We start from the raw sequence: 24272 nt of genomic DNA on the forward strand, positions 1-24272 counted from the left end.
TTAAACGACAAATGATGTCGGTTAATTTACTTTAAGTTTTTAGGAATTTCACAAATAGGAATAGGAATCATTTTATGCTGATTAATTCGGTTGAGACGAGTGTATATTTTATACACTTCTAACTCTCTACCAGAAAAATCATTTTCAGTTTTTCCTGCATCTTGCATTTCCATAGCCCATTCTAGTTCATCATATGAAGCTCCAATTTGGTCTTCGTCTGTTCTATCATCACCCCATAAACCATCAGTTGGAGGAGCTACTATAATATCATTATTTATACCTAGATATTTTGCTATTTCATATACTTCAGATTTTACCAAGTCAGCAATAGGACTTAAATCAACACCTCCATCACCATATTTTGTATAAAAACCTACACCAAAATCTTCTACTTTATTTCCAGTTCCAGCAACCAACAAACCATGTAAACCAGCAAAATAATATAAAGAAGTCATTCGCAATCTTGCTCTAGTGTTGGCTAAAGCCATAAAGCGTTTTTCTTCACTTTCAACAGGAGGTAATGAATTTACTAAACTATCAAATACAGGAGTTAAATTTATTTGTTTCATTGAAACATTATCAAATTTGTTATTTAACCAGTCTATATGGTCTAATGCTCTACTTACTTGATTTTTAGCTTGATGAATCGGTAACTCAATACATAATGTAGGTAAACCAGTTTTTGCACATAAAGTTGAGGTAACAGCACTATCAATACCACCAGAAATTCCTACAACAAAACCATTTACTTTGGCATTAGTAGCATAATCTTTTAACCAATTTATAATATGTTCAGCAACCTTAGGAGTATTCATTTTTGTGATATTTTAAGAGTTTACAGTTAAGTGGTAAAAACTAATTTAGTAATTTCGACGTTATAATTTAGAATGTAAATATACTAAAGTTCATGAGAAAAATTTTAGCACTAGTTGCGTTAGTTTTTATAAGCCTTTCATGTAAAAATGATGAAAGTAACAAGTTAGATGTAGATGTGTCTACGATTAACGTAAATGTTGATGTTGACCGTTTTGATGTTGATTTTTATACGACTAAACAAAACGAATTAAATAAGACAAAAGAAAAGTATCCAATGCTTTTTCCTCCTCAACCTGATAGTGTTTGGGTGAACAAGATTAATAATAAAGATGAACGAGAGTTATTTGCTGAAACTCAAAAGGTTTTTCCTGATATAGAAGAAGAAAAAGAGCAATTAATGTCACTTTTCAAGCATGTTAAATATTATAATCCAAGATTTGTAAGTCCTAAAGTGATTACTATGTTAACAAACATCGATTATAATAACAGAATTGTATATACGGATAGCTTATTGTTGATTTCTTTAGATTCTTATTTAGGAAAAGAACATGAGTTTTATAATGACTATCCAGCTTATGTGAAACAGAATAATACCAAAGAACATATCGTAGTAGATGTTGCTAAAGCTATTGTTGGTAAGCAAATGTTACCTAGTATGGCGAGGAGTTTTATTGATAAAATGATTTACAGAGGGAAAAAAATGTATTTGTTAGATGCTTATTTACCAAACACATCAGATGCCTTGAAAATAGGATACTCACAAACAAAATTAGATTGGGCAGAGAGAAATGAAGAACAAATATGGATGTATTTTGTAGAAAAAGATTTGTTGTACAGTACTAGTAAAGATGTTGATAAACGTTTTTTAGATTTAGCTCCTTTTTCTAAGTTTTATATGGAAGAGGATAGTCAATCACCAGGAAGAATAGGAGAGTGGATTGGTTGGCAAATCGTACGTTCGTACATGCAAAAGAATGATGTATCTTTGCATAAATTATTACAAACAAGTGAAGAGGAAATCTTCAAAAACTCAAGATATAAACCAAAAAGATAATGGCGATAGAGCATACATCAAAAATAACATTTAAAGTAGGGTTAGACGAAAACAGAATTCCAGAAGAAATTACTTGGAACGCAGAAGACGGAGGTATAAAAGATGAAGCTTCAAAAGCAATTATGCTATCTGTTTGGGATCATAAACAAAAAGATACATTGCGTATGGATTTATGGACTAAAGATATGCCTGTAGATGAAATGAAGCAGTTTTTTCATCAAACCTTAGTGTCTATGGCAAACTCTTTTGAAAGAGCTACAAACGATGAAAAAATGAGTGCAACCATGCGTGATTTTTGTGACTACTTTGCTGAAAAATTAGAATTAATTCAGAAATAAAAAAAGCAGCTTTTAAAGCTGCTTTTTTTATGCATTGTAGTTTTTTATCCTATTAATGATAGTTTCGTAATCTTCAAGGTTATTAACAAAATCTAAATCAGAAACGTCAACAATTAGAATGTTTAAATCAGGTTGTGTTTTGATAAAGTTGCTATACCCATCATGGATTTTTTGTAAATAACTCGCTTCTATATTTTGTTCGTAATCACGCCCACGCTTTTTGATATTTTCTAGTAAGCGTTCTGTGTTTTGATATAAGTATACATACAAATCAGGCTTTGTGATTTCTTTGTACATTAAATCAAACATTTTTCTATACAACTTATATTCATCACTATGCAAGGTGACTTGTGCAAAAATGAGCGATTTAAAAATGTAGTAATCAGAAACAATAAAGTTTTTAAATAAATCAAACTGCGCTAAATCATCAGAAAGTTGCTGGTATCTATCAGCCAAAAAACTCATTTCTAAAGGAAAAGCATAGCGTTCATTGTCGTTATAAAACTTAGGTAAAAAAGGATTGTCTGCAAAACGCTCTAAGACAATTTTAGCATTAAATTCATCAGACATCATATTGGCTAATGATGTTTTACCAGCCCCAATATTACCTTCAATAGCGATATAATTATACTTCTCAGTAATAGGAATTGGTCTTTCTAATTTTATATCAAGCTTTGTAATTTCTGAAGTGTCTGCACAATTTTCCAAACAAATATATAAATGCTTTTTTTCTATTGGATGAATAACATTACGAGCAATTTCAACCAATGGAACTAAAGCGAATTTACGTTCTAACATTCTTGGATGCGGTACGATTAAGGTTTTAGAGAAGATAATTTCATCATCAAATAATAAAATATCTAAATCAATTAACCTATCAGAATATCTTTCAGAGTTTTTTCGAGTCCTTCCAAGCTCTTTTTCTATAGAAAGTAACCTAAGTATTAGTTGTTCTGGTGGTAAATATGTTGAAACTTTAATACAAGTGTTATAAAAGTTATTGCTGTCAAAACCCCATGAAGCAGTTTCATATACAGACGCTACTTTTAATACAGCACCTACTTTATCGGCAATCAAGTTAATTGCTTGTTGAATATTTTCAAGCTTATTACCTTGATTGGTTCCTATAGAAATATATGTAATTCGTTGTATTTTCATGAATGGGATGCAAAGAAAACTAAAACTAAAAAAACAAAAGCTAAAAAAAGATTTTTTATTTAAATAATTTTTTCAAAAAAGGGTAGGGTATTTTATTTTTCAACTGTTATAGTAGTGGATTTCTTTATAGAGTAAGATTTTTATATGATTATTGGGGAATGATCTGAAACAACTCTAAGTTAAAGGCTGCTAATTTTAGCAGCCTTTCTTCTTTTTAAGACGTATATAAAAACAAAAAAAAGCAACCTAATTAGGTTGCTTTTTTATATCTAAAAATTGAATCTTAAGACTCTTTTTTATCTTGTCTAGGTTTTCTATCGTCACGACGATTATCGCGGTTACGATTATCACGACCTCTATTATCTCTGTTATTGTCTCTAGGTGGTCTAGCTACATAACCTTCAGGTTTAGGTAATAATGCCTTACGAGAAACTTTTTCTTTACGAGTTTTAGGATCAACACCAAAGTATTTTACATCAATAACATCACCAATGTTCACTACATCTGTAACGTTGTTTGTGCGTTCCCAAGCTAACTCGCTAACGTGTAATAAAACTTCGTTTCCTGGAGCTTCTGTATATTCAACAACAGCACCAAAATCTAATATTTTTATAACTTTTACTTCGTATACAGAACCTTTTTCAGGTTTAAACATCATAGAGTCAATACGAGCTATAACTTTATCTATACCTTCTTGGTTTGTTCCTAAAATCTCAACGATTCCTTCTTCTGTAACAGGGTCTTCGTTAATAACAATCGTAGTCTCTGTTTCTTTTTGTAACTCTTGGATGTGTTTTCCACCAGGTCCAATAAATGCTCCAATTAAATCGTTAGGAATAACTCTATTCACCATTTTAGGTGCATGAGCTTTTACATCTTCGTTAGGAGTTTCAATAGTATCAGTTAATTTCTCTAAGATGTGTAAACGACCATCACGAGCTTGTTTTAATGCATTTACTAAGATTTCATAAGATAATCCTTTAATCTTAATATCCATCTGACAAGCAGTAATACCGTCAGCGGTACCTGTTACTTTAAAGTCCATATCACCTAAGTGATCTTCATCACCTAAAATATCAGATAATACAGCATAACGATCACCATCAGAAATTAATCCCATTGCAATACCAGAAACTGGTTTTTTCATTTGAACACCAGCATCCATTAATGCCATAGTACCAGAACAAACAGTTGCCATTGAAGATGAACCGTTAGATTCTAATACTTCAGAAACAACACGAACAGTGTATGGGCAATTTTCAGGAATCATTCCTTTTAAAGCTCTTTGAGCTAAGTTTCCGTGACCAATTTCACGACGAGACGTTCCTCTTAAAGGACGTGCTTCACCAGTTGAAAAAGGAGGGAAGTTATAGTGTAAGTAGAACTTTTCTTCACCTTGTAATGTTGGAGAGTCTACCATGTTAGCATCTCTAGAGGTACCTAAAGTAACAGTAGCTAACGCTTGAGTTTCTCCACGTGTAAAGATTGAAGAACCATGAGTTCTTGGTAAATAATCTACTTCACACCAAATAGGTCTAATATCAGTAGTTTTACGTCCGTCTAAACGTAAACCTTCGTTTAAAGTTAAATCTCTAACTGCAGCTTTTTGTGCTTTGTTAAAGTATTTTCCAACTAAATCTCCAAAGTCTTCTAATTCTTCTTCGGTAAACGAAGCGGTAATTTCTTCTTTAACTTCAGAAAAAGCTAAACCTCTTTCTTGTTTAGAAGTACCTTTTTTAGCAATATCATAACATTTTTGATATGCCGCATCGTGAATTTTTTGAGCTAATTCTTCATCTTCTCTTTCACCTTCATACTCACGAGTTTCTTTTTTACCTGCAGCTTCTGCTAAAGCAACTTGAGCAGCACATTGTACTTTAATCGCTTCGTGTGCAAACTTAATTGCGTCAGCCATTTCTTCTTCTGAAATTTCTTTCATTTCACCTTCTACCATAGCTACAGAGTCAGCAGAAGCACCAATCATCATATCAATGTCAGCCTCTTGTAATTGAGCATAACTTGGGTTGATGACAAATTCTCCGTTAATTCTTGCTACACGTACTTCAGAAATAGGTGTTTCAAAAGGGATGTCTGATAACTGAATAGCAGCTGATGCAGCTAAACCAGCTAAAGCATCTGGCATTACTTCTTCGTCATGAGACATTAATTGAATCATCACTTGGGTTTCAGCGTGATAATCTTTTGGGAAAAGTGGACGTAATACACGGTCTACTAAACGCATTGTTAAAATTTCTTCGTTTGAAGGGCGTGCCTCACGCTTCATAAATCCACCAGGGTAACGACCTGCAGCGGCAAATTTTTCACGGTAATCTACCGTTAATGGTAAAAAGTCAATACCTGGGTTTGCAGTTCTTGCTGATACAACTGTTGCTAATAACATTGTATCTCCCATTCTTACAACAACAGAACCATCTGCTTGTTTTGCTAATTTTCCTGTTTCTAATGTGATGGTTCTTCCATCTCCAAGCTCTATGACTTGGTTAAATACTTTTGGAATCATAAATTAATTCTTCTAAATTTTAATTCGTTTTTTTTTGTTGTTGTGTTGTCGTTGCTCCAATGGAAAATCAAAATTGTTGTTAGTAATTTTGAGCTTTTTATATATAAATTTCTGGTTGTTAGTCAGAAATACTATTTAGTTTAAAATAAAAAAGAGGCACATTTATAGAGCCTCTTTTTCTGTAGAATTATTTTCTAATTCCTAATTCTTTAATAATCGCACGATATCTGTTGATTTCTTTTTTCTTAAGATAATCTAATAAGCTTCTACGCTTACCTACCATACGTACTAATGAACGCTCTGTGTTAAAATCTTTACGATTTCTTTTTAAGTGCTCAGTTAAATGGTTAATTCTGTGCGTAAATAACGCGATTTGTCCTTCAGCAGTACCAGTATCATTTGCTCCTTTACCGTGTTTTGCGAAGATTTGTTCTTTAACTTCTTTTGTTAAATACATGCCAATATTATTTAAATGATTATTATGTACTCAATGCTATTACATTGAAGTTGCAAATGTACGATTATTTTTTGGAATGATAACGAAAAAGTTAGAAAGCAAAAAAGCTAGCAAACGCTAGCTTTTTTGTTATACTCTTACAGGTTGATTTTGTATTAAATCTAAATATAGGTTTACCTGTTTTTTTAAGTCTTTTCGTTCGTAAATAGCATCTAAGAATCCATGTTCTAATAAAAATTCAGAACGTTGGAAACCTTCTGGCAAATCCTTACCAGTTGTATCTTTTACTACACGTGGTCCTGCAAATCCAATTAAAGCATTTGGTTCTGCAATGTTAATGTCTCCTAACATGGCAAATGAAGCTGTGGTTCCTCCAGTAGTTGGATCGGTACATAAAGATATGTATGGAATTTTAGCTTCTGCTAATTGTGCTAGTTTTGCAGAAGTTTTGGCTAATTGCATTAAAGAAAGTAAGGCTTCTTGCATGCGGGCTCCTCCTGATTTGGAAATCATTAAAAAAGGAATATTGTTTTTGATAGAATAATCAATAGCTCTTGCTATTTTTTCACCAACAACACTTCCCATAGATCCACCAATAAAAGCAAAATCCATCGACGCAATTACTAAATCTTTTCCCATTGATTTACCAACGGCAGCACGTGCAGCATCTTTTAAACCTGTTTTCTTCTGAGCTGCTTTTAATTTTTCAGGATACTTTTTAGTGTCTTCAAATTTTAAAGGATCTTTAGCTGATAGTTTTGGATCTAACTCTTTGAAATTATTGTCATCAAAAAAGATTTCAAAGTACTCTTTACTACCTATACGTACGTGGTATCCGTCTTCTGGACTTACGTATAAATTCTTTTTTAATTCGTCGGTATCAATTATTTTTCCGCTAGGGGTTTTATACCACAAGCCTTTAGGCGTGTCTTTTTTTTCTTCTGTTGGGGTTTGAATCCCTTTGTCTGTACGTTTAAACCAAGCCATAATTTAGTTTTTTATTCTTTAGTTGTTTGGTTTTCCTTTTTCAAAGAATATTATAATGTATTCACATTATTTAAATCTTCAAAAGCTTTCTTTAATCTAGCTTTAAAAGTTTGTTCTCCTTCACGTAACCACTTGCGAGGATCGTAATATTTTTTATTAGGAACATCATCACCTTCTGGGTTACCTATTTGTGATTGCAAATATGCAGATTTTTCTGTCATATAATCACGAACACCTTCTGTAAATGCATATTGTAAATCTGTATCAATATTCATTTTAATAACCCCGTAGCTAATAGCTTCACGAATTTCTTCTAAAGTAGAACCCGATCCTCCATGGAATACAAAATCAATCGTATTATGAGGAACGTTATATTTTTCTGAAATATATTCTTGAGAGTTCTTTAATATTTTAGGAGTTAATTTTACATTCCCAGGTTTGTATACACCATGTACATTACCAAAAGCAGCAGCGATTGTAAATTGCGAGCTTACTTTCATTAATTCTTCATAAGCGTATGCTACTTCTTCAGGTTGAGTATATAGTTTAGATACATCTACATCAGAGTTATCAACACCATCTTCTTCACCACCTGTAATCCCTAATTCAATTTCTAAAGTCATTCCCATTTTACTCATACGAGCAAGGTATTCTTTACAAATTTCGATATTTTCTTCTATAGGTTCTTCACTCAAATCAATCATGTGAGAACTATATAAAGGTTTCCCTGTTTCCTTATAAAATTGCTCACTAGCATCTAATAAACCATCAATCCAAGGTAATAATTTTTTAGCAGCATGATCGGTATGTAAAATAACAGGAACTCCGTATGCTTCTGCTAATAAATGTATATGTTTTGCACCAGCTACTGCACCTGCAATAGCAGCTTTTTCGTTGTCGTTTGATAAGCCTTTACCTGCATTGAATTGAGCACCTCCATTTGAGAACTGGATTATTACAGGCGAGTTGAGTTCTTTAGCTGTTTCTAAAACAGTATTAATAGTGTTTGATCCTACAACATTAACAGCTGGTAATGCAAAGCCTTTTTGTTTTGCTAATTCAAAAATCTCTTGAACTTCTTTTCCGGTGGCAACTCCAGGTTTAATCATTTTTTATTTGTTTAGTAGTGTGTTACATAAATTACGGAACAAATCTACACTTTTTTATACAAGTTGCGATAAATTTTTAACAGAAAGTACTTTGTTAAAAGGGGTAATTAATACCTATATTTAGTACTGAGTTAGAGAAATTGAAGTTTTGAAACCACTTATTATTAGTTAAGTATGGTTCGTGTGCTTTGAATCCTAAATCTAATCTAGCAATTAAAAATTTAAAGTCATAACGAAGTCCGAAACCAGCACCAACAGCTATATCTTTTAAAGATTTAAAACCATTAAATTTAGCTGGGTTATCAACAAATTCTGTATTAGTTATGTCCCAGATATTTCCTGCATCTACAAATAATGCAGATTTTAAGGAACCAAAAACATCAAAACGGTACTCAAAACTAGTTAAAAACTTTAAACTTCCTATGTTGTACTCAAGAACAGGTGCTCTTGTACCAGGTCCCAAATCGTATGTTCTCCAAGCGCGTATATCGTTAGAACCTCCTGCAAAATAACTACGAGAAAAAGGAACACCAGAATTGTCGTAAGTAAAAATAGCTCCAAGAAAAGTTCTGTGTGCTAATACATTGTTATCACCTAAATTCCAATATTTTTTGTATTCGATATCCGTTTTAAAGTATTGAGCAATAGGGATTTTGAATACGGTTTTTTGACCAGAACTGTTTGTTTTTTTAGACAGAAGCCCCATGATATTTCCTGAATTAGCGATTCGGAACTTAAAAAAAGAAAAGCTAGCATCTTTAATGCTTTCTTGATTATTGTAGGTATAACCGTATGCTATCTCAGGGATTAAAAAGTCAGAAGTCACAATGTTATACCTGTTAGCAAGATTTAATACATTTTGAAATTCAGTAGGGTTTGAAGCTGCAAAATCAGCATCAGTAAGCACATTTGAAACAAAACTAATTATCTCATTAGAGCTACTAGGTGTGTTATCAGGAAAAGAATATGAAGGGTCATAAATTTTGGCAACTTCAGCTAATTTTCGATATTCTGAATTGTAAATAGAAAAATAATTATCAACGTTTAAGTTTCTGATATATTGAGTGTTTAATAACTCTAATTGGATGGATTTTTTCTTGTCATAGTTCCATTTGTAATCTATTCCAACAGATATGTTTTGTTTATCTAAACCAATATTTTTTTGAATTCCAATTCCTGAATAAAACTTAGTTCTTGGAAACATTCTTTTCGGTACTAGTTTATTTAGCCCGAAAGGAGCCATAAAGCGAGGTACTTCTAATGAAATATCAGAACCAATTTCCCAACCAGGACCATTATTGGAGTTGAAGTAAGACCCAAAAGCTGATAATTTAAAAAGTTCAGCTCCTTTGAAAGTATTTCTATTTGTTAATGAAAACTTTAAAGAAACATCAAAGTTACGAATGTTTGAACGCGATAATTCGGTTTCTATACCTAAAGTATATTTTTCAATAGGAGTTAAATACACATTAGCTTCCAATTTGTTTTCACTGATCTCATTATATCGAATAGAGGTTGCTTTAAAGTTTTTTAGTCCTCTTAAATGTGTTCGTGTTAAGCTTCTAAGAGAATCGCTATAAACAGTATTTGGTTTTATAAAAAGAGATTGTGATAAGTACTTAGGGTTATATTTTAATTTCTTAAGAGCATAAAAATTAATCCCTTTATAGGTAGTAGTATCGTTGTGTTCAGAGTTTCTTGTGTTGTAGGTATAATCAGTAAAAACATTTACTTTTTTTACTCTCTGAATTTGAAAAGGGACAGTTTTGTCAGAAATATTAATATCTACACCTGATCTTTCATAGTTTTTTAAAGTATCAATATCAAAGGAAATATAATTTTCATTGAATTGATATATTCCTTTGTTTCTGAAAAGTTTTACAAGTCGATTAGCCTCTTTTATAAAGTTGTCATTTTTATAATGGTCTCCAGATTTTAAATAGCTTTTGTTTTTTGAAATCTGATATAGAGAGTCTAAAACTGGTGATGTAATAAAGGTTTTTATGCTGTCAAGATAAGAAGCGTTTCCTTTTGTAATATGGTAACTAATTTCTCCTTTCTTTTTACTAATAGTATCTTTTTTTGAAGAAACTTTTGCTCTAAAATACCCTTCAGTTTGGAAGTAAGCTTTTAAGTTATCTACAGTCCTATTGGTTTTTTTGTCATCAATTATAATTGGAGCTTGACCACTAGTTATAAACCAATTATTAAATCCTATAAATGTCTTAGCTACAGCAATACTCTGTTTTTCGGAAAAAACATTTTTATAAAAGTTATAGGTTTTTGGGTGCTTTTTAGCCCATTCGCTTGGTGTTTTTGGAGCTTCTGGGTTACCTAAATTATAAAAATGTAATGATAAAGGCATACCTAGAGCCTTAGCATTAGGACGTTGTATTAATAGCTCAGTAATATTTTCGCTTGAGTTTTTTACACTGTCAATGTATACCGTGTTTTTGGCTAGCAATAACTCGTTTTCTTTAACATATTTAATCGTGCTACAAGAGCTGAATAAGACTACTAATAAAAAGAAGAAAGAAAGTTTTTTCATTAACTTTACGCCTCGTATTAAGAATCAAAAATACTATTTTTTAGTGGTTTTAGAGTGTTAAAAACAATTTAATGAGTTTATCTAAAAACAATATAAAGTTAATAACTAGTTTACAGCAAAAAAAGTATAGGCAAAAGCATCAATTATTTGTTGCAGAAGGGGTAAAGGTAGTTAAAGAATTACTAGCCTCTTCTTTAGAACTAGAACAGCTGTATACTACAGATGAGTTATTCACTTCTTCGAAAAATGTTGAGGTTACTTTGATTTCTGAAAAAGAACTAAAAAAGATAAGTACCCTAAAAACACCAAATAAAGTTTTAGGGGTATTTAAGATTCCTAAAGAAAAAGAAATTGATAGGAGTAATTTTATAGTTGCTCTAGATGAAATTAATGATCCTGGAAACCTAGGAACAATTATTCGTTTATGTGATTGGTTTGGGGTTCCTGAATTAGTATGCTCTAAGAATACAGTTGATTGTTATAACCAAAAAGTTGTACAATCTAGTATGGGGTCGTTAACAAGAGTTAAGATTTCGTATGTTGACTTGCCTGAGTTTTTAACAAACACTTCATTGCCTATTTATACGGCAGACATGCATGGTGATAATGTATATACTACATCATTACCTCAAAAAGCAATTTTAGTAATGGGAAATGAGGCAAATGGAATTTCACCTAAAGTTGCAGAGATCGTAAAGAATAGTGTAACTATTCCAAGGTTTGGTGATTTACAGAAAACTGAAAGTTTAAATGTCGCCACAGCTACAGCTATACTGCTAAGTGAGTTCAAAAGAAATTTGGTTTAATACAATTAGATAGCTAGTGCTTTATTTTTCTTAGAGAAAGCTTCCAATTCTTCTTTGTATGGTGTATCAGTACTTTGAGCAAAAGTTGAAAGATAATTTGTAATTTCAATTGGTTTTATTGGTTCGATATTCTCTTTTTTATGCAGTTCTGGATAACATGATATAAAGAATTTTTGTATATGAGCTATTAGTTTAATTAAGTCATTACAGTAAACTGAAGGGTTATTGAAGCCATTTTTTTTGCTATAACGATGAACTAATCTCCCTCCTTTACAAATTTCATTTAATGGACATTCTAAGCATTGTGTACAAAGCTTTGTATTGAAATCGTTAAAGTATAATTTACCTAAAGAGGTATGTTGTATATCTTGAAAATTGTTCTTTTTAATATTGAGTCCTGTTTTAGTAAAACCGTGACCACAAGCTTTAAGAGAGTCAATAGCCTCTATTTCTCCATTAGTTTCGATAACTAAAACGGTTGATTCGTTTTTTGCTTTTTCATTAACTCTCATTAGAGAGTTTAACAAGCCTAAAAATAATGGGATTTTAAATCGCTTCGTATCTTTAATCCAAATGTCAAATAAATTAATTAACCAATCTGCCATTAAGGTTTTGTCTTTATCGAAAGGAAAATTGTCATGTGTGTAATCAGGAATTAAAAAATTTACATAACTAACATTCATTTCCTTAAAGCTATCATAAATATCTTTTGGGTTTTCTTTAATGTTAATTACACAAGCGATATCAGCAAAATTCATTTCATTTTTCAATAATTTAACACTTTCAAAAACTGTATCGTAGCTGCCATTTCCTTTATGGTCTACTCGATACATATCGTGTGCTTTTTTTGTTCCATCAACACTTACGCTAGGGTAAATGTCTAGTTTTTTAAATAGTTCTATCCAACTTTTATCTAAAAGAACACCATTTGTTTGTAAATCGTATGAAAAAGAAACATCGGTAAGCTCGTTTTGAATTTCTTTTACCTTGTTAACGAAGTTTATATAAAAATCTTTGGAAGCAAGTAGAGGCTCTCCTCCATGAAAAATAAAAGAAAACTCTTTTTTCTGATATTTTTTTATGTAGTTTTTGGTTTTTTCAATGATATTATCAACTACTTCTGTAGACATAAATTTAGGCTGGCTTTTGTAGGTAGTATCTCCTAGGTTGTACATGAAACAGTATGAGCAATTAAGGTTACACCTGCTAGCAATTTTTATGGCTAAAGAATTAAAGTTCATAATTTGAAAAGTATTAATTAAAAACAAGGAAATTATACAGAGATACAATTTCCTTGAAAAGGTTATTATAAGTTATTCTATAGTTTAGATACTTCTTTTTCAGCATCCATTTCTATAAATCTAACACACTTTTGTTGCTTATCACTCCAAACTAATCCGTCAGGACATACTCTTCCTCCACCACTAGTAGGGTAATAAATTTCTTCTTCAACATAAATAGCACCTCCTTTAATAAGGTCTAAATTGTCCGTTTGTAAGTCTGAGAACTTCTCTAATCCTTTTGGTAAAAAAAATGTTTTCTTCATAATTATTAATTTTAGATTAATTGCTTACTCTATTTCTTTTTTTAAGTTTAAAGATTACATTTTCAGCTACCTGTAAATCATTAAACTAATAGAGGTTAAAAGGCTTGTTTTTTAACAAGTTTCTTAAATGAGTTGTCGCAAATATTAGCTATTTGATAATAAAAAGTAAGGTGACTACGTGACTATTTATAAAAAAGGGAGGTACAATTTTAAAATTATAGCAGTCTTTAAATAGTAGTAATTAGTTTGTTCTAAAAGAGAGTTCTTTTAAAGCTTTACGAAAAGTATAGAGATAATAGAAAACCCTTTGTTTCTCTAGTTTGAAAGCAAAGGGTTTGTTTATTGTAGCTTTAAGTTTTTAAGGCTTAAAATAATCCGTTTATTTGAGAATCTATTCTGTCGATGATATAGCCTAAATCTTCTTGATTGTCTACAAAGTCTAAATTGTCAACATCAATAATTAATAATTTTCCTTTGGTATATTGACTAATCCAAGCTTCATAACGTTCGTTTAATCGGCTTAAGTAATCAATACTTATAGAGTTTTCATATTCTCTACCACGTTTATGAATTTGACCTACTAATGTAGAAATATCAGCACGTAAATAAATTAATAAATCTGGTGGGGTTACCAAGTTTTCCATTAATTCAAATAGAGAAGAGTAATTGCTATAATCTCTATTAGTCATTAACCCCATGGCATGTAAGTTAGGAGCAAAAATATGTGCATCCTCATAAATAGTTCTGTCTTGAATTATTTTCTTACCAGATTTACGTAGCTCTAGTACCTGACGAAAACGACTATTTAAAAAGTAAACTTGTAAATTAAAAGACCAACGTTCCATTTCGCCATAGAAATCGTCTAAATATGGATTTTCGTCAACTGATTCAAAATGAGCTTCCCAATTGTAGTGTTTTGCTAATAATTTTGTTAAAGTGGTTTTACCCGCGCCAATGTTTCCGGCAATTGCTACGTGCATAATTGTCTGTGTAAAATGTTTTTTAATATCGCTGGCACTGCCAGATTAGGGGAGGGTAAAATTACATAAAAAAAGGAATTCATAAACAATTTAACAGATCAATTTATAACCATAACCTCTTACATTTACAATTTGAATATTTTCATCGTGTTTTAGTTTCTTTCGTAACTTAGAAATAAAGACATCCATACTTCGAGCATTAAAAAAATCGTCATCTCCCCATAGTTTTTTCAATATAAAAGATCTGTCTAAAATTTCATTTTTCTTTTGTAGTAAATGGAATAGTAATTCAGATTCACGGTGTGTTAGTTTTTTAATATCATCATCAAAAGACAACAGTTGTTTCGTGTAATTAAAAGTATAGTTTCCAATGCTAATTGCATCGTAGTTCTTTTTTAATTCAACCCTGTTTAACAGTGAGTGAATGCGAATAATCAGTTCTTCCATTGAAAATGGTTTTTTAAGGTAGTCATTTCCACCGTGTTCAAAACCTTCAACAACATCTTTAGCTTGCGATTTTGCAGTTAAAAAAATAATAGGAAGGTGTTTGTTTTCCTGTCGTATTTCTTTAGAAAGAGTAAAACCATCTTTTTTTGGCATCATTACATCTAAAACTAGAATATCAGGAGAGTTAGTTTGGTAAATTTCATAAGCTTCTTCACCATTAAGTGCATGAAAAACTTCAAAATTTCTAGTTTCTAAACTTTCTTTTACAATTTGCCCTAAACTCGGCTCATCTTCTGCTAATAGGACTTTGATAATCTTACTCATAACTTAGAACAATTTTAAAAAGGGTGTTATTAGGTTTTGAAGTCAGTACTATGGTCCCGCCATGCTTTTCAATAATTTTTTTGGTGTAATATAAACCAATACCAAACCCTTTAACGTCATGGGTATTTCCTTTAGGGATACGATAAAACTTATCGAATATCTTTTCTTGTTGATTTTTGTCAATTCCCTTACCGTTGTCTGCTACAGTTATTTCAATAGCGTTTAATACTTGGTTAATATGTACCTCTATTTTGTTTCCACCATATTTGATAGCATTATCCAATAAGTTTGAAATAGCATTTTCAAAATGAAATATATCAATATCTGTGATTATTTCAGGTTTGTTTGAAGAGAATTGAATTGTTTTTTTTGAGTTGGTAAACTGATGCTTTTTAGCATTGTTTTCTATCAGTTCAACTAAATTAATAGACTCCTTCTTTAAAAGTAATTTTTCACTATCAAGAGTAGCGGTTTCTAATAATTTTTCAACCATTAAATGTAATTTCTCTATCTGTACAGATGAAATAGAAATGTATTTTTTTGTTTTTTCTTTGTCATTTATAGCATTAAAATTATTAATAGCTTGTAATGCGGTAGAAACAGTAGTTATAGGTGTTTTAAATTCGTGAGTAATATTGCTAATTAAATCATTTTTAATCTCAGCTAGTTCTTTTTGTTGATTGATAACTTTTAATAGGTAAAATAGGCTTGTTACAACTGCCAGTGAAAGTAAAAGAGATAGTATAATTCCTGTTGAGCTCCTTTTAAGAATTTCATTTGAAGGATTATCGTATAAAAGGGTTAGTTTTTCGTCACTTTTAACATAAGTAGACTTAGCATTGCTTTGTAGGTCTAGAGTAGGTGTTCCTTCTTTTTTTGAAGAGTAAAATAGCGTATCATGTTTAAAATGGTTTAAGTAGAAAGGAGTTGAAATGCCTTTAGTTGTTAGTTGCTTTTTTATAATTGAATCCAATTTTACATGATCTAAAGAGTCATTTTGAACAGAAATATAAATGGTTTGTAGTCCTTTTATTAATTTAAGACTGTCTGTAGCTTTTTTACCTTTAAAAACTTTTACCTCTTTATTTCCTGAAGAATCAAGATGGATACCAGATGTATGGTCTTTATTAAATTGAGTAATCTGGGTGATTTTAGAATACTTTTTAGTAGTGGAGTCATTAATCTCATGTTTCACGTCATTAAGAAGCGAGTCAACAAAATAGGAGTTCATCTTCTTAAACTCTTTTGGGCTGTCAGTTTTTATATCAAAAGAGGAAACTTTAAATTGTATACTATCCTTCTTCTTATTAATTTGGGAAGAGAAAACTTCTTTCCAAATGTTTTTGTCACTCAAATTATTTTTAGAAGTTGTTTCATCAGATTCTACTATTGCAAAAAAGTTTTGCTTGGTTAAAGCAGCGTAATACTCTTCAACAGCATTGTCTAAACTTAATTGAATTTCATTTATAACACGTTGCTTGTTTTGTTGGTAATTTTTGTAGTTCCAGTAAAACTGTATCAAAATTGTAACAACAATTGTAGCGCTAATTAAATATAATATCCAGCGGTGTTTTTTTGTATTCATGTTTCAAAGATAAAGTGTTATAGTGAATAAAAAATATCGGTTAACACTCGTTAACACTCATTAACTCAAAAAGATAATATCACTAAGCATATTTGTAGTGTTGAATATAAAAACTAAAGAAATGAGAAATATCACATTATTAATATTGTTGCTAAGTGCATCAATGTTTTCACAAAACTTCCAAGGAAAAGCTATTTATAAGACACATCGAAAGATTGATCTTAAAATAGATAATGGTAAAGGAGCTTCAAGTTCTGAAATGCAAAAAAAATTACAAGCACAATTAATGAAGCAATTGCAGCAAACATATACGTTAAACTTCGATAAGTCAACATCTACATACAAACAAAATAAAAAGCTTTCATCACCACAAGCTCAAGTAGCAGGGATACAAATTCAAGTGATGGGTAGTGGAGGTGGAACTGATGTTTTGTATAAAAACATAAAGAGTAAAAGCTATATAAACAAAACGGAGATTAGTGGTAAACGTTTTTTAATAAAAGATAAGTTAGAGAATTTTGATTGGAAAATGACAGGGGAAACTAAGAACATTGGAAATTATACTTGCTATAAAGCTACTAAAACTAGAAAAGAGACCAGAACTTCAATGTCTATGACAGATGGAGAAACAGAAGAGAAAAAAGAAGAAGTAACTATTGAAACCGTAGCATGGTATACACCTGAAATACCTATTAGCAATGGCCCAGGGCAGTTTTGGGGATTGCCAGGATTGATTTTAGAGGTACAAGACGGAAAACAAACGATTGCCTGCACAGAAATTGTTTTAAATCCGTCAGAAAAAATAGAAATAAAAGAGCCTAAAAAGGGGAAGAAAGTTACTCAAAAAGAGTTTGATAATATAATGGATGAACATACTAAGGATATGATGGAGCGCTTTAAAAACAGACGAAAAAGTAAAGACGGAAACTCTTTTCAAATAGAAATACAAGGGTAGTCTTCCTGTATTAAATTTAAATTATAGCTCTTATTTACTGTAGGGTTATAGTCTTAAAAGACAATCTACTTAATAATAAAATCAAGTAATGAAAAAAACATTGTTCATAGCTATATTCATAGCTACATGGGTTACTAATGCTCAAGTTACACTGAAAGGAGTTGTGAAAGATAGTATTGGAACACCACTAGAAATGGCGAATGTAATTGCTATTAATAAAACCACTAAAAAACTAGACTCTTATGGTTTTACAGATGCTAAAGGAAATTATAAGTTAAATCTAGCTCAAAATACTACCTATAGCATAAAGGTGAGTTATATAGGTTTGAAAACGGAAGAAGTTGATGTAGAAACAAAAGACAACAATTTATTTAAAGACCTTGTTTTAGAAGAAGATAACAGTTTAGATGAAGTAAATATTACTTATAAAATGCCTGTAACTGTTAAAGGGGATACAATAGTATATGATGCAGATAGTTTTAAAAGTGGAACGGAAAAAAAACTAGGGGATGTACTTCAAAAGTTACCCGGAGTTGAGGTAAACGACGATGGTGAAATTGAAGTAGAGGGGAAAACTGTAAAAAAGGTAATGGTGGAAGGAAAAGACTTTTTTGACGGAGATTCTAAATTAGCTACTAAAAACATTCCTGCAAATGCAGTAGATAAAGTCCAAGTACTCAAAAACCATAGTGAAGTAGGGCAAATGAGTCGTGTTACCGACAATGAGGATAACGTAGTTATAAATATTAAGTTAAAAGAAGGAAAAAAGAACTTTTGGTTTGGTGAAGTTTCGGCAGGTTTAGGATTGGCTATGGAGGATAGTCGATATATAGCTCATCCAAAGTTGTTTTATTATAGCCCTAAGTATAGTTTAAATATTATAACCGATGTAAATAATATTGGAGAAGTACCTTTTACAATGAGAGACTATTTTAAATTTACTGGAGGTTTTAGGCAATTTGGAGATAATAACGGAACAAACTTTAATGTAGGGTCTAATGATATTGCTTTTTTAACCTTAAGAAATAATAGAGCGAAAGAAATTGAATCAAAATTTGGAGCCTTAAACTTTAGCTATTCTCCAAAAAAAACTTGGGATATTAGTGGGTTTGCCATCTACTCAGGAAATGAAACAAATATGGAAGAAACCACCCAGCGTTTATATTCCAATGCAGGGATTGATAAAAATAGTATATCTGAATATGATCAAAACAATCCATCTTCAATAAAATATATTAATACAGAAAAAACAAAGGATCAAATAAATCAAATAAGTGATTTAGGATTGTTTAAGTTGAGTTCTAGTTATAAGCCTAATGCAAATAATCAATTTGATTACGATATTTTTGCTAAAGTATCTAAGCAACAACAATTACAATCAACAGTGTCATCAAGAACATATTTAAATGCAGATGATGAAATTGTACCGATTAATCAAATTTCAGAGCAAAGTCCTTTTTCTATCAATCAAAATTTAAACTACTATTATACGCTAAACGATAAAAATATTTTTGCTTTTGAAGCACAGCATTTATGGCAAAATGAAGATCCGTTTTATAATGCTGAACTAGAAAAGTTGTCTTTTTATAACTTGTTGTCATTAACCAATGTTAATCCAAACCCAGGAGACCATAATTTATTTAATGTAGGTCAGAATAAAAGAATAAAAACAAATAAACTGGATGCAAAACTAGATTACTATTATGTGTTAAACTTAAAAAGTAATTTAAATGTTACACTAGGATCTACTTTGAGCAATCAGCAATTTAACTCTACCATTTTTGAGGTTTTAGATGGTAATAAAAATGAAGTTTTAGAACCATCAACAATAAATAACGTTGATTTTTCTTTTGATGATTTGTATGTTGGTTTACATTATAAGTTTATTACTGGAATATTTACCTTTAATCAAGGTTTTACATTACATAACTATGCGTCAAAAAACACTCAGTTAGGGTCGGTTTATGAAAGTAATTTTACTAAATTTTTGCCAGATGCTTCTGTGAAAATTAACTTAAAAAAATCTGAAACACTACGTTTAAACTATGCTATGCAAACTAGTTTTACTGATGTGAATAAGTTAGCAGAAGGTTATGTTTTTAATAATTACAATAGCTTATATTCAGGAAATAGAACTCTTGAAAACTCATTATACCATAATATAAATTTGAATTATTTTAGTTTTAATATGTTTAATTACACCAATGTTTTTGGGTCAATTAACTATAGTAAACGTATTAAAGAAATTAAGAGTAATACAGAGTTTATTGATGTTAATCAAGTAAGAGCTTCGGTAAACTCTGCTTTTCCTGATGAGTCTATTTCAGCAAGAGCAAATTTTCAAAAGAGTTTTAGAAAGTTTAAGCTGCGATTAGGAGGAAATGTATCTTATGGAAAATCGAATAGTTTAATTACCAATCGTCAAACGAATGAAACAAGAAATCGATTAGCGAAAACATTTTCACAAAGCTATACCTCAAAATTTAGCACAAACTTTAAAGAAGCTCCAAACTTTGATGTTGGTTATAATGTGTCTATTAATAATTCAGACATTGGAGGGGTTGAAAATACTTTTACAACACATAGTCCGTATATAAACGTCGACGCTTTTTTCTTAAAAGAATTTATTTTCACATCAAAGTATACTTATAACAAAGTGCTTAATAATGGAGAAACAATTGATAGTTATGGTTTTTTAAAGGCAGATCTTACGTATCAGAAAAAAGATAGTAAATGGGAGTATAAAGTAGGGATAACAAATCTATTAAATTCAACAGGGCTAAATCAGAATAGTAGTAATGATATTTATGTAAGTAATTCTTCGTATGTAATTCAGCCTAGAGTCGCCATGTTTACAGTAAAGTATAACTTGTAATACAACAAAAAAAGCAGTCTAATTAGACTGCTTTTTTTATTTAGTTTTTAAAAAATTATCTAATAGCTATTTTTCTGGTTACTAGCTTTCCTGCATTTTCAATTTGTAAAAGATACAGTCCGCTAGCAGCTTTTGTTAGTTGTACTATTTCATTAAACTGACTAGAAATAGTTGAGAACTTTTGTGTTTCAATCAATCTACCTCTAAAATCAAAAAGTCTAATAACAGTTAACTCTTTATCTTTTACTTTGAAACTTACTGTAAATTCTCCGTTTGAAGGGATAGGATATGTAAGTAAATCATCAAATAAAGTATTATCGGTGGCAAAACTCTCTTCAACCATTACAGTATAATCTTCTACCTCACCATTAAAGTTTAATCCACAAGAATTCGGGTTGCTATCTTGTTTTGTAGAAACTCTCATAGTTGTAGCCCCTAGTGGTGCATTTTCTGGTACCCTTATAGAAACGCTGTTAGATGCTATTTCATAAGTTTCATCAGCATCAAATGTACAGTTATGATTCCAATCTATCCAAGCAAATGTATTTATGTTATCGTTTCCTGCTGTATTAATAGTGGTTGTTAAATCGTAGGTTTCACCTCTAACTATTTGAGTAGTTGTTGACTTAAAATCTGAATACCCATTTGTCTTATCAGAATTATTATTGATGCCATTAAAAGTAACATTAGTAATACTTAATTGAGATTCAGTATTACCAGAAGAATTACAAAGACTATTGTTTACATTTAAAAGTACATTTACCGATTTGGTCATTGAGGTACTGTTAGCGGTAACAGTAATTGTATAATCTCCTGTAGCAACATCCGTTAAGTTAGTTACTGTTAAGGTAAATTTTCCACTGCTATTCATACTAGTAGGGTTAACTGTTACAGTAGAGTTTGTAGGTGCTCCTGAATAAGAAAGATTAACAGTTTCAGTAAAACCATATAAAGCGGTATAATCAAAATCAAAACTTATTTCGTTTGTAGATTGATTACATACAGATAAGTCTCCAGTTGTATTTGAAATAGAGAAAGTAGGTTCTAAAACTGTAATAGTATAATCTTCTACTTCACCATTAAAACTCAGTTCACAAGAATTTGGGTCACTGTCTAGTTTTGTAGAAACTCTCATAATTGTAGAGCCTGTAGGAATTCCTTCAGGAACTGTAATTAAGAGACTGCTAGATGAGGTTAAGTTATAAGTTTCATCAATATCAAATACACAATTTTGGTTCCAATCAATCCAAGCAAATGTTTTTACGTTGCTATTTCCATCAGTATTGATAGAGGTAGTTAAATTATAGTTTTCACCTCTAACAACGTCTGTGTTTTGACTAGTAAAGTCTGAATATCCATTTGTTTTATTTGAGTTGTTATTAATGCTATTAAAGGTAACGTTGGTTATACTCAATTGAGATACAATATTACCAGAAGAATTACAAAGACCATCATTTACGTTTAATAGTATGTCTACAGATTTAGTTATTGAACCTGATGTCGCTGTAACAGTAATTGTGTAATCTCCTTTAGTAACCTTTGTAAGATCTGTTACAGTTAAGGTGAATTTTCCACTGCTATTAATTGTAGAATTACTTAATGTTACTACAGAATTCGCAGGAGCTCCTGAGTAAGATAAATTTACAGTATCGTTAAAACCGTATAAAGCATTATAGTCAAAATCAAAAACTAGTTCATTTGTACCTATGTTACATACGGACATGTCTCCTGTGTTATTAACTATTGAATAAGTAGGAGAAGTAGGGAAAATTGTTAAGTTGGTGTTGTTTATGTTATAAAAAATATTATCTGCTGCCTCTACTAATATTCTAGCACTTGTAGTAGGGTTGTCAGGTATAACAATATCCTCTGAACCGTCATTAGGAGTGTTGCTCTTTAAGGTAATAGGGAATGTAAGACCACCATCTGTTGAAAGTTTTATATTAACATTAGCACAGTTAATAGGAGCTTGGTCAGATGTTCCTTTGCTCCAAGTAATGGTTTGTGTAGAACCTGCTCCCCAATCTACAGTAGAATTAGGGCTTGTTATGGTAAAAGCTTCAGCATCAGTAACTGTTACTCTCATATCATCTCTATCCGAACTACCACCACCAGAATTATTATCTCTTACCGTTAATGCAAAGTCTAGCTCTCTTGCCACAGAAGGTAAAACTTCCCATGTTGTAGAAGTATTACCGCTCAATACGGTAGAAAGTGCAGGCATGTATCTGTCAGAAGATGAAGAAGGAGGTAATGACCTGAACATTGGTCCACCAGTATTAGTAGATAATGGAGACATTGTTGCTGTTTCATTGTCGATTTGCTCCCAAGAGTACGTTAATGAAGATGTTCCGTCAGCATCTGTAGCTTGTCCTTTTAAAATAAATGGAGTAGATTTAGGAATACTTACATTGTTTCCTGCATTAGCAGTAGGAGCATTATTTCCTGTACTTGTTGAGGTAGCACAACTTCCTGATCCTTGCACGTGATTCCACATTTGAGCTATACTAACCGCGTGAAAATAATCATCACTTACATTTTGAATATTTGGTGAACAAATACCAGCGTAAGCCATAATTGTAGAACCACTTCCAGGTTCAACTGCAGTGTTATCGCTTCTATTTCCTTCACAAGAATTGTTAAATGTATGAGTTGCTCCAAATTGATGTCCAACTTCGTGTGCAACATAGTCTATGTCGTATGTATCGCCAATAGGTTGGCTTCTACCCGTAACCCCTTGAGCTTTATAGTTTGTAACACAAACAGAATTTAATTGAGCTAATCCTCCAGCACCAGTACTAAATGTATGTCCAATATCGTAATTAGTATCTCCAATAATATTATCACATTTTACCTGACTTTCGTTAATTAAAGTATTAGCATCATCATTGGTTAATCCATCTGTGTCAGCATCTAAGAAAATTAAGGAATCATTATTATCTACGATAATCATTCTTACTGCTAAATCTCTTTCATAAACACTATTTACACGGGTCATAGTAGTGTTCATAGCAGATAATACAGCCGCTTTTTTTTCTGTGTTACTAGCTGTTGGTGATACTCCTTGATTGTTTATATGGAATTGAGCATATTCACCAGTACAAGCTATAGCCATTCTATAAGTTCTTAAGTTACCATCATTAGCGTTCCTTCTTTGGCGTGGCGATATATTTTCGTCTTGTATAACGTCTTCAACTTTACACAAAAATTCATCTTTAGAAGGAGATAAGCTACTTTTCTTGTAAACAATATACTCTCTATAATCTTTTGTATAAGGGTTTATGTATGAAGTGCCTTCATTTGCAGAAAAAATAATAGCATGAACCCCGTCTTTTCCAATACTTACTTTAGCAGAAGAAGAAGGATTGTCAATACCTTGAGCAGAAAAAGACTTAATCATTGGGAATTTTTCAGCCAACCTTGAAGCTAAATAAGAGGTTTCTTTTATAGAAAATCTTTCTAATTTTCCATTAGCATTAGGAAGTTGAATGATTTTTGAATTAGAGGTGTTTTTAGATAAAGAGTTTGGTAATATATTCTTAAAGTTATCTAAATCTAAACTCATCAAAATATATTCTTTAGGCAAAGAATTAGTATTGAAAACTTCTTTCTTCTGTTGAGCAATAGCATCTTTTTGAATTCTTGTCCATAGTTGTTGAGAAAACAAGTTAGCTATTGAAAAATAGAAAGCAAATAAAAAAGGAAGGGTACTTTTTTTAAACATGATTTTTGTAATTGATATACGTTATAGTTTATAACAGTAAAA

18 protein-coding genes are annotated in these 24272 nt (G+C 31.1%); 5 read left to right on the forward strand and 13 right to left on the reverse strand.

All coding sequences use genetic code 11. The features are described from left to right. Positions 1-26: 26 nt before the first annotated feature. Entirely contained in the window at positions 27-815 is a 789-nt protein-coding gene (gene nadE, locus ACTPNM_RS04455; RefSeq protein ID WP_440120780.1) for an NAD(+) synthase, read from the reverse strand. A 92-nt stretch (positions 816-907) separates the two neighbouring features. Here nadE and gldB point away from each other — a divergent pair, with 92 nt between their 5' ends. Together gldB and gldC are read left to right on the forward strand one after the other, a co-directional pair. Beyond that, the gene (gene gldB, locus ACTPNM_RS04460) at positions 908-1870 is read left to right on the forward strand and encodes a gliding motility lipoprotein GldB (RefSeq protein ID WP_440120781.1); all 963 of its coding nucleotides are present in this window, start codon (positions 908-910) and stop codon (positions 1868-1870) included. Beyond that, the gene (gene gldC / locus ACTPNM_RS04465; RefSeq protein WP_047788614.1) at positions 1870-2208 is read left to right on the forward strand and encodes a gliding motility protein GldC; all 339 of its coding nucleotides are present in this window, start codon (positions 1870-1872) and stop codon (positions 2206-2208) included. Before gldB ends, gldC begins: the two co-directional genes overlap by 1 nt. Positions 2209-2235: 27 nt before the next feature. On the opposite strand, the gene folK is transcribed toward gldC, so the two are convergent. The 6 genes from folK to tamL form a co-directional block, all read right to left on the reverse strand. After that, positions 2236-3366, reverse strand: coding sequence for a 2-amino-4-hydroxy-6-hydroxymethyldihydropteridine diphosphokinase (gene folK, locus ACTPNM_RS04470; protein WP_440120782.1), 1131 nt, complete (start codon positions 3364-3366; stop codon positions 2236-2238). Between the two features lie 283 nt (positions 3367-3649). Then, the gene (locus ACTPNM_RS04475) at positions 3650-5887 is read right to left on the reverse strand and encodes a polyribonucleotide nucleotidyltransferase (protein ID WP_440120783.1); all 2238 of its coding nucleotides are present in this window, start codon (positions 5885-5887) and stop codon (positions 3650-3652) included. A 187-nt stretch (positions 5888-6074) separates the two neighbouring features. Continuing rightward, the gene (rpsO, locus tag ACTPNM_RS04480; RefSeq protein ID WP_133534815.1) at positions 6075-6344 is read right to left on the reverse strand and encodes a 30S ribosomal protein S15; all 270 of its coding nucleotides are present in this window, start codon (positions 6342-6344) and stop codon (positions 6075-6077) included. A gap of 129 nt (positions 6345-6473) precedes the next feature. After that, the gene (gene accD, locus ACTPNM_RS04485) at positions 6474-7331 is read right to left on the reverse strand and encodes an acetyl-CoA carboxylase, carboxyltransferase subunit beta (protein ID WP_440120784.1); all 858 of its coding nucleotides are present in this window, start codon (positions 7329-7331) and stop codon (positions 6474-6476) included. Between the two features lie 50 nt (positions 7332-7381). Further along, the gene (gene fbaA / locus ACTPNM_RS04490) at positions 7382-8440 is read right to left on the reverse strand and encodes a class II fructose-bisphosphate aldolase (RefSeq protein WP_440120785.1); all 1059 of its coding nucleotides are present in this window, start codon (positions 8438-8440) and stop codon (positions 7382-7384) included. Between the two features lie 94 nt (positions 8441-8534). Then, positions 8535-10988, reverse strand: a complete 2454-nt coding sequence (tamL, locus tag ACTPNM_RS04495; RefSeq protein ID WP_440120786.1) for a translocation and assembly module lipoprotein TamL — start codon at positions 10986-10988, stop codon at positions 8535-8537. 71 nt (positions 10989-11059) lie between these two features. Here tamL and ACTPNM_RS04500 point away from each other — a divergent pair, with 71 nt between their 5' ends. Continuing rightward, positions 11060-11794, forward strand: coding sequence for a TrmH family RNA methyltransferase (locus ACTPNM_RS04500; RefSeq protein WP_440120787.1), 735 nt, complete (start codon positions 11060-11062; stop codon positions 11792-11794). Positions 11795-11799: 5 nt separating this feature from the next. On the opposite strand, the gene ACTPNM_RS04505 is transcribed toward ACTPNM_RS04500, so the two are convergent. The 5 genes from ACTPNM_RS04505 to ACTPNM_RS04525 all read right to left on the reverse strand — a co-directional run bounded on the left by ACTPNM_RS04505 (position 11800) and on the right by ACTPNM_RS04525 (position 16676). Next, positions 11800-13035: a radical SAM protein gene (locus ACTPNM_RS04505; protein ID WP_440120788.1), complete on the reverse strand. Its 1236-nt coding sequence runs from the start codon at positions 13033-13035 to the stop codon at positions 11800-11802. Between the two features lie 77 nt (positions 13036-13112). Then, the gene (locus ACTPNM_RS04510) at positions 13113-13340 is read right to left on the reverse strand and encodes a hypothetical protein (protein WP_440120789.1); all 228 of its coding nucleotides are present in this window, start codon (positions 13338-13340) and stop codon (positions 13113-13115) included. A gap of 365 nt (positions 13341-13705) precedes the next feature. Beyond that, positions 13706-14320, reverse strand: coding sequence for a deoxynucleoside kinase (locus ACTPNM_RS04515; protein WP_099215844.1), 615 nt, complete (start codon positions 14318-14320; stop codon positions 13706-13708). A 90-nt stretch (positions 14321-14410) separates the two neighbouring features. After that, positions 14411-15091, reverse strand: coding sequence for a response regulator transcription factor (locus ACTPNM_RS04520; RefSeq protein WP_440120790.1), 681 nt, complete (start codon positions 15089-15091; stop codon positions 14411-14413). Beyond that, positions 15084-16676 (reverse strand): sensor histidine kinase, encoded by a 1593-nt coding sequence (locus tag ACTPNM_RS04525; protein ID WP_440120791.1) that lies wholly within the window; start codon positions 16674-16676, stop codon positions 15084-15086. Before ACTPNM_RS04525 ends, ACTPNM_RS04520 begins: the two co-directional genes overlap by 8 nt. Positions 16677-16797: 121 nt before the next feature. Between ACTPNM_RS04525 and ACTPNM_RS04530 the strand changes: the two genes are divergently transcribed. Beyond that, positions 16798-17631: a GLPGLI family protein gene (locus ACTPNM_RS04530; RefSeq protein ID WP_440120792.1), complete on the forward strand. Its 834-nt coding sequence runs from the start codon at positions 16798-16800 to the stop codon at positions 17629-17631. Between the two features lie 88 nt (positions 17632-17719). Continuing rightward, a complete protein-coding gene (locus tag ACTPNM_RS04535) occupies positions 17720-20506 on the forward strand; it encodes a carboxypeptidase-like regulatory domain-containing protein (RefSeq protein WP_440120793.1) in 2787 nt (928 codons plus the stop codon). A gap of 55 nt (positions 20507-20561) precedes the next feature. Here ACTPNM_RS04535 and ACTPNM_RS04540 read toward each other — a convergent pair whose 3' ends face one another. Then, a complete protein-coding gene (locus ACTPNM_RS04540) occupies positions 20562-24230 on the reverse strand; it encodes a reprolysin-like metallopeptidase (protein WP_440120794.1) in 3669 nt (1222 codons plus the stop codon). Between the last annotated feature and the right edge of the window lie 42 nt (positions 24231-24272).

The organism is Tenacibaculum sp. Ill (genome assembly GCF_051938915.1).
GTDB lineage: Bacteria > Bacteroidota > Bacteroidia > Flavobacteriales > Flavobacteriaceae > Polaribacter > Polaribacter larymnensis.